Here is a 14,768-nt window from a genome sequence, read left to right on the forward strand (position 1 = left end):
CCGGCCCGGCCGACGACTCCGAGGGGGAGCGGGCTGCCGGCCGGGCCCGGTATTCACGGTGTGCCGAACGTCAGGCGGGGCTCTTCGCGGCCACGCTGTCCTGGCCCGTGAGATAGGCCGAGACGACCACGTTGGCCGTGTACGAACGCGACTTCCGGTCGAACGTGCCGCCGCAGGTGATCAGCCGGAGCTCCGCCCGGCCGTCCTCGCGGGGGCCGTACGCCTTCTGGGCGTCGAAGCGTTCCCGGGTGAAGACCTGGACGTCGTCGATGGTGAACACCGCGATCGTGCCGTCGGCCCTGGTCACCCGGACCTTCTCGCCGGGGCGGGCCGCGCTGAGCCCGTAGAACACGGCGGGCTTCGTCTCCGTGTCGACATGGCCGACGAAGAGCGCGGCGCCCTCGGCGCCCGGTTCGGTGCCGCTGCCGTACCAGCCGACGGTCTGCGGCCTCGCGTACGGCGGCGGGTCGATCGCCCCGCCCTCGTCCAGACCGCGCCGGACGACGGGGGCCTCGACCCCAATCGAGGGGATCTCGACCCGCTCGGGAGCGGCACCGTCCAGCGGCTTGTGCGCCGGGGGCAGCGGTACGCCCAGGGGGCGCCCGACCGCCGCGACGTCACCGGTCGTCGGGGCGGAGCTGCCGCCCCGACCGTCCGTGATCTCGCGGCCCCAGAGCCACAGGCCCAGCAGGAGAACGGCCCAGGCGACTCCGGTGAGCAACCGCCCGGTGCCTGCCGGGCGGTCCGAGGCGGACACGTCAGTCCGTGGCCGAGCGACGGCGCCGTGCGCTGCGAAAGGCGACGGCGACGGCCGCGACGGCCCCGAGGACCAGCCCGGTCACGGCGTGCGGTGTGCCGGGGCCGTCCTGCTCGGCTGCCTGGTCGGCGAGGGTGGCGGTGCCACCGCCACCGGCCCTGACGGGTGCGACGGGTGAGGGCTGCCTGTGGTGGACGACGGTGATCTTGCCGGTGGCCTTGCCCTTGTCGCCCTTGCAGTGCACCCAGACGTCGTAGTCGCCGGGTTCGACGTCGGAACGGATCTTGGCTTCGGCGAACAGGCCCTTGTTGTCGGCGGGGGCGAAGTGGGCCTCCGAGACGAAGGCGTCGGAGTTGCCCTTGGCCTGCTTGCCTTTGCCGCAGATGTCGACCCAGAGCTCCACCTCCCCGCCGGGGGCTATGGCGGACGGAGTCACCGAGACCCTTCCGTGGGACTCGGAGTCGGCCAGCGCGGCGGTCGTGGGCAGCAGAGTCGCCGCGGCCGCCGCTGCGGCACAGAACGTGAGGGGTAGTGAACGCATGGTGAACCTCCTTATGGCAGGTTCGCCCGCGCGTCGGCATTTCGCATCTCAGGAGCCGCAGAGATCGCGCGGAGCATGGACGCCGTCGTGATCAGCAAGGCGGGCAAGGGCGGCGCGCAGCGAGGTCGATTCCGTCCGGAGCTGCTTGAGATCGTTTGGAGGTGACCGCTCGCAGCAAGTCGGCGAGACCTCCCGACATTCATCAAGCAGCGAAGGGGGACTGGCCACCGCCCTGGATGACGCCGACCCCGATTTGGCGACGACGATCACTGAGCTACCGACACAGAAGCCGCCCACCCGGTACCGGGTGGGCGGCTTCATCCACCGTCAAACGAGGTCGACCAGATCCGCGATGGACTCGACGACCTTCGACGGCGTGAACGGGTACCGGTCGATGTCGCCCGGCTGAGTCACTCCGGTCATTACCAGGAACGTCGTCATGCCGGCTTCCAGGCCCGCGAGTACGTCGGTGTCCATCCGATCGCCGATCATGGCGGAGGTCTCGGAGTGCGCCCCGATGGCGTTCAGTCCGGCACGCATCATCAGCGGGTTCGGCTTGCCGACGAAATACGGGTCCTTACCGGTCGCCTTGGTGATCAGCGCGGCAACCGATCCGGTTGCCGGAAGTACTCCTTCTGTCGAAGGTCCGGTCTCATCCGGGTTGGTGGCAATGAAGCGTGCGCCGTTATTGATCAGCCGGACGGCCTTCGTCAGGGCCTCGAAAGAATATGTGCGAGTTTCACCCAAAATCACGAAGTCGGGATCAGAATCCGTGAGGATGTACCCGATGTCATGCAATGCGGTGGTCAGGCCCGCCTCACCGATGACGTATGCCGTACCGCCGGGACGCTGGTCGTCGAGAAACTGAGCGGTCGCCAGCGCTGAGGTCCAGATGTTTTCGACGGGCACGTGAAGGCCCATGCGGGTGAGACGGGCCTGAAGGTCGCGGGCGGTGTAGATGGAGTTGTTCGTCAGCACGAGGTAGGGCTTGCCGGACTCACGGAGCTTCTTGAGGAAGGCGTCGGCGCCGGGGATCGGCGTGCCCTCATGAATGAGGACGCCGTCCATGTCGGTCAGCCAGGATTCGATCGGCTTGCGCTCTGCCATGGGACGGGCTCCTGCCGTACGTACTGTGCACGCAATGTGCTGGGACGCCGGCGGCACCGCGTTGTGCAGCGCCGACGTCCCCGATTTTAGGCTGCCGGTCCGGCCGGGCGGAACTCTCGGGTCACGAGGAACTGATCTTGACTCCGCCTACCACCCAGTACCAGTTGTTGCTGCCGGTGCAACGGAACCGGAAGCTCACGCTGGTGGCGAGCGCGGAACGCCTGGACATACCTCGGGACACGTGATCCTCCAACGAAAGCGCGACGTCTGGACCAGACCCGTTATCTTTGCGAGATAATGCGAGTCCGGTCCAGACCCTTGCAGTGAACAGTTGCCGAAAGGCGGCCGGTCAGCTCCGGTCAGCTTCCAGTCGCCGACTTCCAGGCGTCCACGTAGCTGTCCAGGTTGGTGCCGATGTCGGACCAGTCGGGCTCGAAGACCTCCACACCGTCGAGCAGCGCGGTGAGCTCGATGGCGTTGGCGTCGGTGGACTCGATGTCCTTGCGCGCGGTGAAGCCACCACCGACCGCGCTGACGTCCTTCTGGGCCTGCTCGGAGAGCATGAAGTCGAGCAGCTTCTTGCCGTTCTCGCTGTGCGGTGCCTTGTCGACCAGACCGGCCGCGTACGGGAGGGCGAAGGTGGTGGGCTTGCCGCTTCCCTTCGCGGGGAACCAGATGCCGAGGTTCGGCATGTCCTTGGACTGGGCGAAGTTCATCTGGACGTCACCGTTGGCGACGTGCAGTTCGCCCTTGTCCACCTTGGGGGCGAGCTTGCCGGTGGAGGCGGACGGGCCGACGTTGTTGGTCTGGAGCTGCTTCAGATACTCCATCGCCGGCTCCTTGCCGCCGAAGTCGTGCATGGCCTTGATGAGGACGGCCGTACCGTCGCCCGCCACGCCCGGGGTGGAGTACTGGACCTTCTCCTTGAACTTCCCGTCGAGCAGCTCCTCCCAGGTCTTCGGCGGGGTCTTCAGCTCCTTCGTGTTGTAGATGAAGCCGAAGTAGTTGTTGACGACGGAGGTCCACTTGCCGTCGGCGGCCTTGTCGGCGCCGTCGACCTGGTCGGAACCGGCCGGCTCGTACGCCTTCAGCAGGCCCTTGGAGTCGGCCTGCTGGATGAAGGGCGGGAGGGTGACGAGCACATCGGCCTGAGTGTTGGACTTCTCGCGGACGGCGCGCTGCACCATCTCGCCGGAGCCGCCCTCGACGTACTCGACCTTGATACCGGTCTTCTTCTCGAAGTCCTTGAAGACCTTGTCGTACCAGCCGTCGCCGTTCTCGCCCTTGAGGCCGTCGGCGCTGTAGACGGTGACGACCTTCTCGTCCGATGCGGCGGACGAGCCGCCACAGGCGGAGAGGGTGGCGGCGAGGGCGAGGCTGCCGGTGACGGCGGCGATCGGCTTGAGGAGGTTCTTGCGCATGGGTGTCGTATCTCCTGGAAGTAAGGGGGCCCCTATGTACGGGGCTGTCAGCGGTACGAGGCCCTGGTCCGAATACGGGAGACGCCGAGCAGTACGAGCAGCGTCGCGCCCATCAGGACCACGGCCACCGCGGCGCCGGTGAAGAGCGAGCCACGGTCGGTGGCCGCGAAGATCTGCACCGGGAGCGGTGTCCAGTCGGGCGGGTAGAGCATCATCGTGGCGCTCAACTCGCCCATGGACAGGGCGAAGCAGAGCCCAGCAGCGGCCGTGAGCGACGGCAGCAGGAGCGGCAGCTTGATCCGCCACAGGACGTACGAGGGTCGGGCGCCGAGGCTGGCCGCCGCCTGCTCGTACATCGGGTCGAGACGTACTGTCGCGGCCGAAACCGACTGGTAGGCAAACGCCGTGACAAGAACGGTGTGCGCGAGGATCACGATCCAGCGCGTCCCGTTGAGGAGCATCGGCGGCTCGCTGAACGCGACGAGCACCGCGAGGCCGACGACCACGGAGGGCACGGCGACCGGCAGCATGAACAGCGCGTCCAGGAACCTCTTGCCGCCCTTGCGCAGTGAGGCGGCGGCGACAGCGGCCCAGGAACCGACGGTCAGGGCCAGCAGGCTGGCGCTGACGGCGGTGATCAGGCTGGTGGTGAGGGCCTGGAGCGAATCGCCGCTGGTGGCGGCGGCGTAGTGCTCGGCGGTGGGCCCGGAGGGGAAGGCGTCAGACCAGTTCGTGGCGAACGAGGCGGCGACGATCACCAGCAGCGGCACCGCGAACAAGGGGACGAAGAACAGGAGGAAGAGGGCCCAGATGGCCCACTTCGCGGCCCGGCTATGCACCAACACGGCGGCTCACCATCCGATACAGGCTGTAGAGACCGACCGAGATCGCGATGTTGACGACGGCGACGACACAGGCGGCCGGGTAGTCGGATTCGAGGATCGCCTTGCCGTAGACGAGCATCGGCAGGGTCGTGACCCCCTTCGCCCCGGTGAACAGCACGATGCCGAATTCGTTGAGGCACATGACGAGGACCAGGCTGCCGCCCGCCGCGAGCGCGGGAAGGGCCTCGGGGAGGATCACCTTCCGCACGATCCGGGCGGGGCGGGCGCCCAGCGAGGACGCCACCTCCAGCTGCGCGGTGTCGAGCTGGGAGAAGGCGGCGAGCAGGGGCCGCATTACGAACGGGGTGAAGTACGTGATCTCGGCGAGGAGTACGCCCCACGGGGTGGTGAGGAAGTGGAAGGGCCCGTCGGGCGCACCGGTGACGTCGGTCCAGACACCGTTGGCCATGCCGACCGTGCCGTAGATGAACAGCAGGGCCAGCGTGATCAGGAACGAGGGGAAGGAGAGGAAGACGTCGATGAACTTGGCGACGGCCTTCCCGCCGGGGAACGGTACGAACGCGATGACGAGGGCCAGGACGAAGCCGAGTACGAGACAGCCGACCGTCGATCCGACGGCGAGCCACACGGTGGTGGTCAGCGCCGACCGGAAGGACTCGGAGGCGAAGACGTCCGCGTACGGGGTGAGCGAGGTGCCGCCCTCGTCCGGGCTGACGGACTGCTGCACGACGAGCGCCAGCGGATAGAGGAAGACGAGCACGAGGACGGCCACGGGGGGCAGCGCCCAGATCCAGGCCGTACGGCGCTCGCGCGCGACGCGGCTTCCGGCCGGGCTCCGGCGGACATCTCCGGCGACCACGCTAGCCACGGGCCCCTCCGGTTACCGTCTTGTCCTCAATTTCCCCCATAGCCTTGAGGGCATGGGAGGGACCCCCTCGACGGGCTTGAAAATCAAGCCCGTCCGGCGATTGAGGACACAGCGCTGTCGAAGGCTGCGCAACCCCTGCGCCGACCGGCAGCAGCACCGCGTCGTCGGGCGCGAAGTGCAGCGTGACCTCGGCGCCGAGTGCCGGCGTCTCGCGCAGTTCGCGCAGGTCCGCCTTGACGCGGTGACCGTCGACGTCCACGTGGAGGCGGTGCGTGGAGCCTCTCCACTGGACCTCTGCGATCGTGCCGCGCAGAGCGTTGGGTCCGTCGCCGAGACCGACGAGGTGGGGGCGTACGCACAGGGTGGCCGTGCTGCCCTCGGCCGCCTCGCCGGTGGAGAGTTCCAGGCGCGTCCCCGCGAAGGCAACGGACCCCGAACCGACCGTGACCGGCAGGAGATTCGCGTTGCCGACGAACGAGGCGGTGAATTCCGTACGGGGGCGGCGGTACAGCTCCTGCGGGGTGCCGCAGTCCTGAAGCCGCGCCTTGTCCATGACGGCGATCCGGTCGGCGAGAGTCAGCGCCTCGACCTGGTCATGGGTGACGTACAGGATGGAGACGTCCGGCAACTCGCGGTGCAGCCGCGCCAGTTCGGCGAGCATCCCGGAGCGAAGCTGCGCGTCGAGCGCGGAGAGCGGTTCGTCGAGCAGCAGGACGCCCGGCCGGATGGCGAGCGCGCGGGCGATGGCGACGCGCTGCTGCTGGCCGCCGGAGAGCTCGCGCGGGTAGCGCTCGGCGTAGGCGCCCATGCCGACGAGTTCGAGTGCCTCGGTGGCCCGGCCCGGGATCTCGGACTTGTGGACCTTGCGGGCCTTGAGGCCGAAGGCGACGTTCTCCCGGACCCGCATGTGCGGGAACAGGGCGTACTGCTGGACGACCATGCCGATGCCGCGCTTGTGCGGGGGCAGCGCAGTGACATCGCGGTCGCCGAGGTGGACCCGCCCGGAGGCGGGCCGGACGAATCCGGCGACGGCGCGCAGCGCGGTGGTCTTCCCCGAGCCGGAGGGCCCGAGCAGCGCCATGACCTCGCCGGGTTCGACGGTCAGGTCGAGCCGGTCGAGGACGACGTTCCCCCCGTACGCGACGGTGACCTGGTCGAACCTGATGCCGCTGCGGACGGCGCCGCCGCCGCCCGTCATGCTTCGGCCCGCGCGATCAGACCCGGCAGCTCGACGACCGATCCGAGGACATGCGTGGCGCCGTGCTGCTCCAGGCGCGCCGTGTCGTGAGCGCCGGTCAGGACGCCCGCGACGAGGTCGGCCCCGGAGCGTACGCCGCTGAGCATGTCGTACGAGGTGTCGCCCGCGACCACGAGATCGTGGACGCCGTCCACGGCTCCGGTGCGCAGGAACGCGGCGAGGATCATGTCCGGGTAGGGGCGGCCGCGGCCGCCCGCGTCGGCCGGGCACAGGGTGAGGTCGGCCAGGTCCTGCCAGCCGAGGGCGTCGAGGATGGCGTCCTGGGTGGGGCGGGCGAAGCCGGTGGACAGGACCACGGTGCGGCCCTCGGCCTTCAGCTCCTCGATGGCTTCTCGGGCGCCGGGTATCGGGGCGATGAGGCCGCCGTCGACGAGCTTCCCGTACGCCTCCTCGAAGGCGGTGTTGGCCTGCTGGGCCTTGTCCTCGTCGCCGAAAAGGTGCCGGAAGACGGAAATCTTGGACTCGCCCATGGTGGCGCGGACATGGGCCAACTGCTCGGCGTGCTCGGCGGAGCCGGGTTCGACGCCCAGCCGCTGGGCGGCGGCGGCGAAGGCCTGCTCGACCAGTCCGCCGTCGGCGACGGTGGTTCCGGCCATGTCGAGCACGACCAGGTTGTGGGTGCGCTTCTCCGTCAACGTGTTCACCAGCCCAGCTCTTCTGCGGTCGCTTCGGCGATGGCGGGCGAGCAGGTCATCCCGCGCCCGCCCGGTCCGGTGACCAGCCAGGTGCCGCCGCGTACCTGCTGGCGGTGGACGACCCGGCTCGTGTCGGTGCACTGGGCGTAGACCCCGGCCCAGCGGTGGCGGATTCTCGGCAGCGGGCGGCCGAGGAACGACTCGACGACCCGGCTGAGGTGCTCGTACGGCTCCTCGACGGTGTCGAAGGCGAAGGGGTGCTCGTACTCGTGGGTGTCGCCGATGGTCAGTCCGCCGTCGCGGCGCTGGACCATGAGCAGCTGCATCCGGTGCTCGGCGGCGATCGGCTCCTGGGCCTGCCCGGCATTGAGCGCGTCCAGGGCTTCACCCGCGTACGCCGGGTAGTAGCGGAAGCTGTCGGCGTCGGCGACGGACGTGGTGAGCGCCTCGCCGAGCGGGTCGGTCTGCATCATCTGGAGGCGGACGCGGCGCACGGGCAGATCCGGTCCTGCCAGTTCGCGGACGAGGCCGCCGAGCCAGGCGCCGGTGCACAGGACGACCACGTCGCCGGTGTGTACGTCGCCGTGGTCGTCGCGGACCGCGCTGTCGCCGATGACCTCGCGGACCTCACGGCCGCCGAGGTAGGTGAATCTTCCGGAGGCCAGCAGGGCTTCCTTCAGGGCCAGTTGGGCGGTGCGCGGCTCCACGGCCGCGTCCCGCTCGCACCACAGCGCGGACTCGAACGCGCCGCGCAGCGCCGGGTTGACGGCCCGGGCCTCCGCGGCGGTGAGCAGCTTGTAGCCGCGGGCGGCGGCGTCGGGGCGGGCGACGGCCGCCTCGGCGACGGCGTGTTCCAGTGGGGTACGGAGCGGGGTGAGCGATCCGCAGGGGCGGAAGCCCAGGCCGGGGACCTGTGCGGCGATGCCCTCCCACAGTTCACGGGCGCGCAGGGCGGTGTCGAGTTCCTCGCCGCCCGCCCGGCCGCTGACCCATATCTGTCCGAAGTTGCGAAGGGATGCCCCGCGCGCCTCGCTCTCTCGCTCGATCTGGACGACCTCGTGGCCGCGGTTCACTGCGTGCCAGGCGTGCATGGTTCCCACCACGCCGGCTCCTACGACGATGACTCTCACGACGGCAACGCTCCTCGGGGCGGGTGGCCCGAACGAATCGGAACGGCAACGGGAGGGTGAACGAGCACCCAAGGTTGGCCTAGACCCGTTATGTTGCTGTTATCAACGCGCGTCACCTATCGGCCGCAGAGGCTCGATTCAGCTTCTGCGGCTCAGCGTTGGTTGCCCAGATGCGTCGTGAAGGAGAACCGGTCGCCACGGAAGAGTGTCCGCACCCGCTCCAGCGGCAGGCCCGAGGCGTCCCGGGAGACCCGGTGGATCAAGAGCATCGGCAGCGCGGGCGGGGTACCGATCAGCAGGGCCTCGCGCGGGGTGGCGAGCACCGTCTCGATCCGCTCGTCACCGTCGCCGAAGGAGATGCCCAGGCGGTCGCGGAGGTAGGCGTAGAACGAGGAGTCGGGGTCGAACTCCGTGTCCAGGTGCGGGACACGGGCGACGGTCACGTAGGTGCTCTCCAGGCCGACCCGCTCGTCGTCGGCGAGCAGGACGCGTTCCAGGTGCCAGACCGGTTCGCCGCGGGTGACGCCTATCTCGGCGGCGAGTGCCTCGGGGCAGGGGAACCGGTCGAGGCCGATGAGCGTACGGCCGGGCCTGCGACCCTGACGGCGGACGCCCTCGGTGTAGCTGGCGAGCGAGAGCGGCTGCTCCAGCTTGGGCCCGGCGACGACGGTGCCGCGGCCGCGGCGGCGCAGCCGTCCCTCCAGCAGCAGTTCGCGCAGCGCCTGCCGCACGGTCTCGCGCGATACCTCGTAGCGCAGGGCGAGGTCACGCTCGGTGGGCAGCGAGCCGCCTTCGCCCAACTCGTCGATCAGGAGGGATACATGAGCCTTGACGGCGTAGTACTTGGGGATACGGCCGTGCTCCGGAATGCCGGAGCGGATCGGTGCGCCAGGTGCCTGGTCGTTCGGATAGTCCACGGGCCGATGGTGGCAGACGGATGTGAACGGGGCGGTACGGACGGGCGGGCGCGTACGGGCGGGGGTCAGCCCTGCTCGCGGCGGGCCCGTTCCGCCCGGGTCATGACGGCCGCCCCGCCGATGACGAGCACTCCGGTGGCGAATCCGAACGGGAGCACCGGGTCCTGTCCGGTGCGGGCCAGCTCGGGGAGGGGGTTGCCTGCGGCGTCACGGCGGGTGGCGCCGGTGCCGGGGTCGGTGGTGGTGCCGGGGTCGGTGCCGGGGTCGGTGGTGGCGCCGGGGTCGGTGCCGGGGTCGGGGTCGGGGTCGGTGGTGGCGCCGGGGTCGGTGCCGGGGTCGGTGCCGGTCCCGTTGTCTGCGCCGGTCCCGTTGTCTGTGCCGGTGCCGGGGTCGGTGCCGTTGTCTGTGCCGGTCCCGTTGTCTGTGCCGGTGCCGGGGTCGGTGCTGGCATCCGGGCCGCCGTCGACGATGGCGAAGGGGTAGCCGTCGGATTCCCCGACCCACTCCCCGTCGCCGCTGCCGCTGCCGGGGTCCTTGGGGCGATGGACGATGGCGGCGTTGACGGTGACCTTGCCGGGTTCGGTGTCGGAGGTGAAGGCCATCCGGACCTGGACGGTGACGGTGCGTCCGGCGGGCACGGTGAAGCCGGGGAAGTCCTCGTCCGCCTCGCCTCCTCCGAAGACTCCGATCTGCTCGTCCCGGTCCGTGGTCTCCCAGGTGACGCGGTACTCCGCATCGGGGTCGGCGCGCTTGGTCCGCTCGGAGAACTCCAGCTGGATCTGGTCGGCGGCGAGCTTCCGGTCCTGATCGGTCAGCACCAGGACCGGGTGGACGGCGCGGCACGGCTCGGACGTGGTGTTGGTCAGATCGAGGAACCAGATCCCGTAGCCGCCGCCGGAGGCGTACGTGTCCGGGCCGCCGTGGATTCTGGTCTCGATGGGGAACTTGTCGGCGTTCGGGTCACCACAGCCGGGTTGCCGGCCGACGCTGACGGAGGAGGCGGCGGCGTCTGCGGCGGCCGCTCCGACGAGGAGCACGGCCGCTGCGGCGATTCCGGCCGCGGGTCCGAGAGTGATGAGGGCGCGGCCGTCGCGCAGCCGTGCGGGGGGTTTTGGGGGCATAGGGGGTCACCCTTTGCTGCTCGCGAACGACCGGGGCGGGGGCCTCGGCGGGGTCGGCGACGCTGCCACACGCGCGCGGGTGAAGGGGGCCGACATGCCGGTGCGGTCGCCCGTACGGCGCCCCCGTTCCCCTCCTCCGGCCGAACGCCGACCCCACGTTGTCCTCAATCGCCGGACGGGCTGAACGTTCGCTGCACCGCCGCAGGGGCACCGCCCCGTCCTCAAGCGCCGGACGGGCTGAGATTGCCCCGCAGCACCGCAGCACCCTCATTGCCCTCAAACGCCGGACGGGCTGAATCGCCCCCGTACCGCTCAAGCTCCCAACGGGCTGAACTTCCCCGCCAGCCCGGCCAAATCAAGCCCGTCCGGCGCTTGAGGACAAGACCCCCGCTCGAGGACCGGGCGCCAAAACCCAGCCCGTCCGGCGATTGAGGACAAAGCCTCCGCCGGAGACCGGGGCGGCGCACATCAAGCCCGTCCGGCGATTGAGGACAACGCGTCCGGCGGCGGCCCCGATTCGCTCACGCCGCCGAATACCGGTGCCAGGACCAGCTGGGCCGCCCCGTCCGCGACCGGGCGGTCGCCTCCGCCGGCGACCGTGACCGGGGTCGGGCGGCCCGTTCCGTCGCGGCGGGCCCGGTCCTCGATCACCGCTCGTACGCCCCGTACGTACGCCGCCTCGTCCGCAGCGACGATCCGTCCTCCCAGTACCACCCGGTCGATGTCCAGCAGCCCGACCAGATTCGCCGCCCCCGCCCCCAGCACCCGCACCGCCTCCGCGACATCACCACGTGCCACCGCGGCCAGGCACAGGGCCTCGATGCACCCGCGGCCCCCGCACTCGCACAGCGGGCCGTCCAGTTGCAGCGTCTGGTGGCCGAACTCCCCCGCCCCCGTACGCGCCCCCCGGTGCAGCTCGCCGCCGAGCACGAGACCCGCGCCGAGCCCGGTGCCCAGATGGAGGTACGCGAAGTCGCTGCCGCCCGGCTCCCGCAGGGCCAGTCCGAAGGCCGCCGCGTTGGTGTCCTTGTCGACGACCACCGGCAGCCCGGTCCGCGCGGCCAGCGCGTCCCGCAGCGGATAGCCGTCCCACTGCGGAAACCCCGTGACCCGGTGCAGCACCCCGCCCCGGTGGTCCAGCGGCCCGGGCATCGCGACGCCCAGCCCGAACACAGGCCGCTTACCCCGTACCGCTTCCGCCGCCTCCGCCGCGTCCGCGACCACCTCGTCCGCCGGGGCGCCGAGGTCGAGGGGAGACGTCCGGGCAGCCACCGGCGTGCCGGCCAGGTCGACCAGCACCGCCGTCAGCTCGTCGCGGTCCAGGTGGAGCCCCACCGCGTACCCCGCGTCGGGGACCAGCCGGAGCACGGTGCGCGGCTTGCCGCCCGTGGACGCGCGGTGGCCCGCCTCCGTCGCCAGCCCCTCCCCCCGCAGCCGGGTGGTGATCTTGCTGACGGCCTGCGGGGTGAGCCCCGTCCGCTCGGCCAGTTCCAGCCTGCTGATCCCGCGCTCGCCCGCCACCCGCAGCAGATCCAGCACGAGCGCGGCGTTGTGGTGGCGCAGTGTCGGGAGGTTGGCTCCGGTGCCGCTCCTGGTATTGCTTCTGTTCACGACCCCATTGTCCCCACCGCTTGCACTTTGGCAACAGCGTTGCTTAAGTGGCAGGCATGACTGGGAACCCCAATGCCCCACTCCGGGTCGCACTCGTCGGATACGGCCTGGCCGGCTCCGTCTTCCACGCCCCGCTGATCACCACGACCGAGGGCCTCGTCCTGGACACGGTCGTCACGTCGAACGAGGAGCGGCGGGCGCAGGCCCGCGCCGAGTGCCCGGACGTACGGTTCGCCGCCTCGCCCGACGAGCTCTGGCCCCGCGCGGACGAGCTCGACCTGATCGTGATCGCCTCCCCCAACAAGACCCACGTCGCGCTCGCGACAGCCGCGCTCCAGGCCGGTCTGCCGGTGGTCGTGGACAAGCCGATCGCGGGCACCGCCGCCGAGGCGCGGGAGCTCGCCGCGCTCGCCGACGAGCGCGGTCTGTTGCTCTCGGTCTTCCAGAACCGCCGCTGGGACAACGACTTCCGCACCCTCGCCCGCCTGATCGCCGACGGCGAGCTCGGCGACGTACAGCGCTTCGAGTCCCGGTTCGAGCGATGGCGTCCGCAGACCAAGGGCGGCTGGCGCGAGTCCGGCGACCCGCTGGAGATCGGCGGGCTGCTGTACGACCTGGGCAGCCATGTCGTCGACCAGGCGCTCACCCTGTTCGGCCCGGCGGTGCAGGTGTACGCCGAGTGTGACGTACGCCGTCCGGGTGCTTCGGCCGACGACGACACCTTCATCGCGATCACGCACGCCAACGGGGTGCGCTCGCACCTCTACGTCAGCGCCACCACGGCCCAGCTCGGCCCGCGCTTCCGGGTGCTCGGCTCCGCGGCCGGGTATGTGAAGCACGGCCTGGACCCGCAGGAGGCCGCCCTCCGCGAGGGCCTGCGCCCCGCCGCGGGCGAGCCCTGGGGCGAGGAGCCGCAGGAGCTGTGGGGCCGGGTCGGATCGGGCGAGTCGCCCCTGACCGGCGGCGGCACCCCGGTCCGCTCGCTCCCCGGCGACTACCCCGCGTACTACGCGGCGGTGACCGCCGCCCTGCGCGGCACCGGCGAGAACCCGGTGACCGCTCTCCAGGCCGCGGCCACCCTGGACGTCCTGGAGGCCGCCCGCCGCTCCGCGCGGGAGGGCACCTCCGTGACCCTTCTCCCCCACCCCACCGAGGAGCACTCCGTATGAGCCCCACCGCTCCGACCATCTCCGAGCTCATCGCCCAGGAGCGCAGGCTGACGCTGCCGCACTTCGGTTACGACGACGCGCACGCGCTCGGCGGTCTGCTCGTCGCGCTGGCGCGCGCCCGGCACGCCCCGGTCGCGATCGACATCCGGCGCGGCGCCCAGCAGCTGTTCCACGCGGCGATGCCCGGTTCGACCGCGGACAACGACGCCTGGATCGACCGCAAGCGCCGGGTCGTCGAGCGGTACGCGGAGAGCTCGTACCTGGTCGGCACCCGCTTCCGGGCGAAGGGCACCACGTTCGAGGAGTCCTCGCGCCTGAACCCGGACGTCTATGCCGCGCACGGCGGTTCGTTCCCGATCGCGGTCGAGGGCGCGGGCGTGATCGGCTCGGTCACGGTCTCCGGTCTGCCGCAGGCCGAGGATCACGCGCTGGTCGTCGAGGCACTGGAGCAGTTCGCCACGAAACTCGACGGCTGACCCACGGAGGACCGAAAGCCGGGAGAGGAGTGAGCGGGGCCGACCGGGCCGGCGGGCGCCGGTGGAAGACGATCACCTGTCGGAAGGGCAGCACGCCGAGGTGCCGGCCTCGCGAAAGCTGACGGGTCGGCCCCGCCCGAATCCATAGTGTTGCATCTGGATCGTTGTTGCAAGTAACTCGCAATAACAGCCTAGGGTGGGTCCCTGAAGATCACCCACTACCGAAAAGGGGCCGTGCCTGATGGGCACCTACGCTCTCCCGGACCTGCCGTACGACTACTCCGCGCTCGCGCCCGCGATCACCGGCGAGATCCTGGAGCTGCACCACGCCAAGCACCACGCCGCGTACGTCAAGGGCGCCAACGACACGCTGGAGCAGATCGCCGAGCTCCGCGACAAGGACGTGATCCCTCCGGCCGGGCTCGTCGGTCTGGAGAAGACCTTCGCGTTCAACCTCTCCGGGCACGTCCTGCACTCGATCTTCTGGCAGAACCTCTCCCCGGACGGCGGCGACCGCCCCGACGGCGTGCTGGCCACCGCGATCGAGGAGCACCTCGGTGGTTTCGAGGCGTTCAAGAAGCAGCTCACCGTCGCCACCTCGTCCGTGCAGGGCTCGGGCTGGGGCGTGCTGGCCTGGGAGCCGCTGGGCCGCCGGCTGATCGTGGAGCAGGTCTACGACCACCACGGCAACGTCGGCCAGGGAAGCGTCCCGCTGCTGGTCTTCGACGCCTGGGAACACGCCTATTACCTGCAGTACAAGAACGTCCGCCCCGACTACGTCGCCAAGCTGTGGGACCTGGTCGACTGGGCCGACGTCCAGGCACGCTTCACCGCCGCGACGGCGACCGTCGCCGGCTGACACACGTCACAGCGGAACGGCGGGTGGGTCGGGAAGCCTCTACGCTTTGCGAC

General features: G+C 70.5%; 15 protein-coding genes. 3 read left to right on the top strand and 12 right to left on the bottom strand.

Annotated features, from left to right (window positions below; genetic code table 11):
- Nucleotides 1–70: 70 nt before the first annotated feature.
- The 12 genes from ACFT7S_RS10980 to ACFT7S_RS11035 form a co-directional block, all read right to left on the bottom strand.
- Nucleotides 71–757 (bottom strand): class F sortase, encoded by a 687-nt coding sequence (locus tag ACFT7S_RS10980; RefSeq protein WP_382729680.1) that lies wholly within the window; start codon nucleotides 755–757, stop codon nucleotides 71–73.
- A 1-nt stretch (nucleotide 758) separates the two neighbouring features.
- A complete protein-coding gene (locus ACFT7S_RS10985) occupies nucleotides 759–1,298 on the bottom strand; it encodes a hypothetical protein (RefSeq protein ID WP_382729682.1) in 540 nt (179 codons plus the stop codon).
- Nucleotides 1,299–1,625: 327 nt separating this feature from the next.
- On the bottom strand, nucleotides 1,626–2,405 hold the full coding sequence (locus ACFT7S_RS10990) for an HAD-IIA family hydrolase (RefSeq protein WP_382729684.1): 780 nt from the start codon (nucleotides 2,403–2,405) through the stop codon (nucleotides 1,626–1,628).
- A 359-nt stretch (nucleotides 2,406–2,764) separates the two neighbouring features.
- A complete protein-coding gene (locus ACFT7S_RS10995) occupies nucleotides 2,765–3,826 on the bottom strand; it encodes a 2-aminoethylphosphonate ABC transporter substrate-binding protein (protein ID WP_382729685.1) in 1,062 nt (353 codons plus the stop codon).
- A gap of 47 nt (nucleotides 3,827–3,873) precedes the next feature.
- Complete coding sequence (locus tag ACFT7S_RS11000) at nucleotides 3,874–4,671, bottom strand: ABC transporter permease (protein ID WP_382729687.1); 798 nt, start codon at nucleotides 4,669–4,671, stop codon at nucleotides 3,874–3,876.
- Nucleotides 4,658–5,461: a 2-aminoethylphosphonate ABC transporter permease subunit gene (locus ACFT7S_RS11005; RefSeq protein WP_382729719.1), complete on the bottom strand. Its 804-nt coding sequence runs from the start codon at nucleotides 5,459–5,461 to the stop codon at nucleotides 4,658–4,660. Before ACFT7S_RS11005 ends, ACFT7S_RS11000 begins: the two co-directional genes overlap by 14 nt.
- A gap of 70 nt (nucleotides 5,462–5,531) precedes the next feature.
- Nucleotides 5,532–6,737 (bottom strand): ABC transporter ATP-binding protein, encoded by a 1,206-nt coding sequence (locus tag ACFT7S_RS11010; protein WP_382729689.1) that lies wholly within the window; start codon nucleotides 6,735–6,737, stop codon nucleotides 5,532–5,534.
- Complete coding sequence (locus ACFT7S_RS11015) at nucleotides 6,734–7,441, bottom strand: phosphonatase-like hydrolase (RefSeq protein WP_382729691.1); 708 nt, start codon at nucleotides 7,439–7,441, stop codon at nucleotides 6,734–6,736. The genes ACFT7S_RS11010 and ACFT7S_RS11015 overlap by 4 nt, the downstream gene beginning before the upstream one ends.
- A complete protein-coding gene (locus tag ACFT7S_RS11020; protein ID WP_382729693.1) occupies nucleotides 7,438–8,562 on the bottom strand; it encodes a TIGR03364 family FAD-dependent oxidoreductase in 1,125 nt (374 codons plus the stop codon). Before ACFT7S_RS11020 ends, ACFT7S_RS11015 begins: the two co-directional genes overlap by 4 nt.
- 152 nt (nucleotides 8,563–8,714) lie before the next feature.
- Nucleotides 8,715–9,479: a GntR family transcriptional regulator gene (locus tag ACFT7S_RS11025; protein ID WP_382729695.1), complete on the bottom strand. Its 765-nt coding sequence runs from the start codon at nucleotides 9,477–9,479 to the stop codon at nucleotides 8,715–8,717.
- A 65-nt stretch (nucleotides 9,480–9,544) separates the two neighbouring features.
- Nucleotides 9,545–10,600: a peptidase gene (locus ACFT7S_RS11030; RefSeq protein WP_382729697.1), complete on the bottom strand. Its 1,056-nt coding sequence runs from the start codon at nucleotides 10,598–10,600 to the stop codon at nucleotides 9,545–9,547.
- Nucleotides 10,601–11,068: 468 nt separating this feature from the next.
- Nucleotides 11,069–12,211 (bottom strand): ROK family protein, encoded by a 1,143-nt coding sequence (locus ACFT7S_RS11035; protein ID WP_382729698.1) that lies wholly within the window; start codon nucleotides 12,209–12,211, stop codon nucleotides 11,069–11,071.
- Nucleotides 12,212–12,267: 56 nt separating this feature from the next.
- Between ACFT7S_RS11035 and ACFT7S_RS11040 the strand changes: the two genes are divergently transcribed.
- The 3 genes from ACFT7S_RS11040 to ACFT7S_RS11050 all read left to right on the top strand — a co-directional run bounded on the left by ACFT7S_RS11040 (nucleotide 12,268) and on the right by ACFT7S_RS11050 (nucleotide 14,715).
- Entirely contained in the window at nucleotides 12,268–13,380 is a 1,113-nt protein-coding gene (locus ACFT7S_RS11040; RefSeq protein WP_382729700.1) for a Gfo/Idh/MocA family oxidoreductase, read from the top strand.
- A complete protein-coding gene (locus tag ACFT7S_RS11045) occupies nucleotides 13,377–13,856 on the top strand; it encodes a heme-degrading domain-containing protein (RefSeq protein ID WP_382729702.1) in 480 nt (159 codons plus the stop codon). Before ACFT7S_RS11040 ends, ACFT7S_RS11045 begins: the two co-directional genes overlap by 4 nt.
- 241 nt (nucleotides 13,857–14,097) lie before the next feature.
- On the top strand, nucleotides 14,098–14,715 hold the full coding sequence (locus tag ACFT7S_RS11050; protein WP_382729703.1) for a superoxide dismutase: 618 nt from the start codon (nucleotides 14,098–14,100) through the stop codon (nucleotides 14,713–14,715).
- The last annotated feature ends 53 nt before the right edge of the window (nucleotides 14,716–14,768 follow it).

Origin of the sequence: Streptomyces sp. NPDC057136 (assembly GCF_042670885.1) — a bacterium.
Taxonomy (GTDB): domain Bacteria; phylum Actinomycetota; class Actinomycetes; order Streptomycetales; family Streptomycetaceae; genus Streptomyces.

What these genes read in the sequence shown, in the direction of transcription:
- ACFT7S_RS10990 (WP_382729684.1), bottom strand. Translation starts at nt 2,405, where the DNA reads ATGGCAGAGCGCAAGCCGATCGAATCCTGGCTGACCGACATGGACGGC.
- ACFT7S_RS11010 (WP_382729689.1), bottom strand. Translation starts at nt 6,737, where the DNA reads ATGACGGGCGGCGGCGGCGCCGTCCGCAGCGGCATCAGGTTCGACCAG.
- ACFT7S_RS11030 (WP_382729697.1), bottom strand. Translation starts at nt 10,600, where the DNA reads ATGCCCCCAAAACCCCCCGCACGGCTGCGCGACGGCCGCGCCCTCATC.
- ACFT7S_RS10985 (WP_382729682.1), bottom strand. Translation starts at nt 1,298, where the DNA reads ATGCGTTCACTACCCCTCACGTTCTGTGCCGCAGCGGCGGCCGCGGCG.
- ACFT7S_RS11050 (WP_382729703.1), top strand. Translation starts at nt 14,098, where the DNA reads ATGGGCACCTACGCTCTCCCGGACCTGCCGTACGACTACTCCGCGCTC.
- ACFT7S_RS11045 (WP_382729702.1), top strand. Translation starts at nt 13,377, where the DNA reads ATGAGCCCCACCGCTCCGACCATCTCCGAGCTCATCGCCCAGGAGCGC.
- ACFT7S_RS11040 (WP_382729700.1), top strand. Translation starts at nt 12,268, where the DNA reads ATGACTGGGAACCCCAATGCCCCACTCCGGGTCGCACTCGTCGGATAC.
- ACFT7S_RS10995 (WP_382729685.1), bottom strand. Translation starts at nt 3,826, where the DNA reads ATGCGCAAGAACCTCCTCAAGCCGATCGCCGCCGTCACCGGCAGCCTC.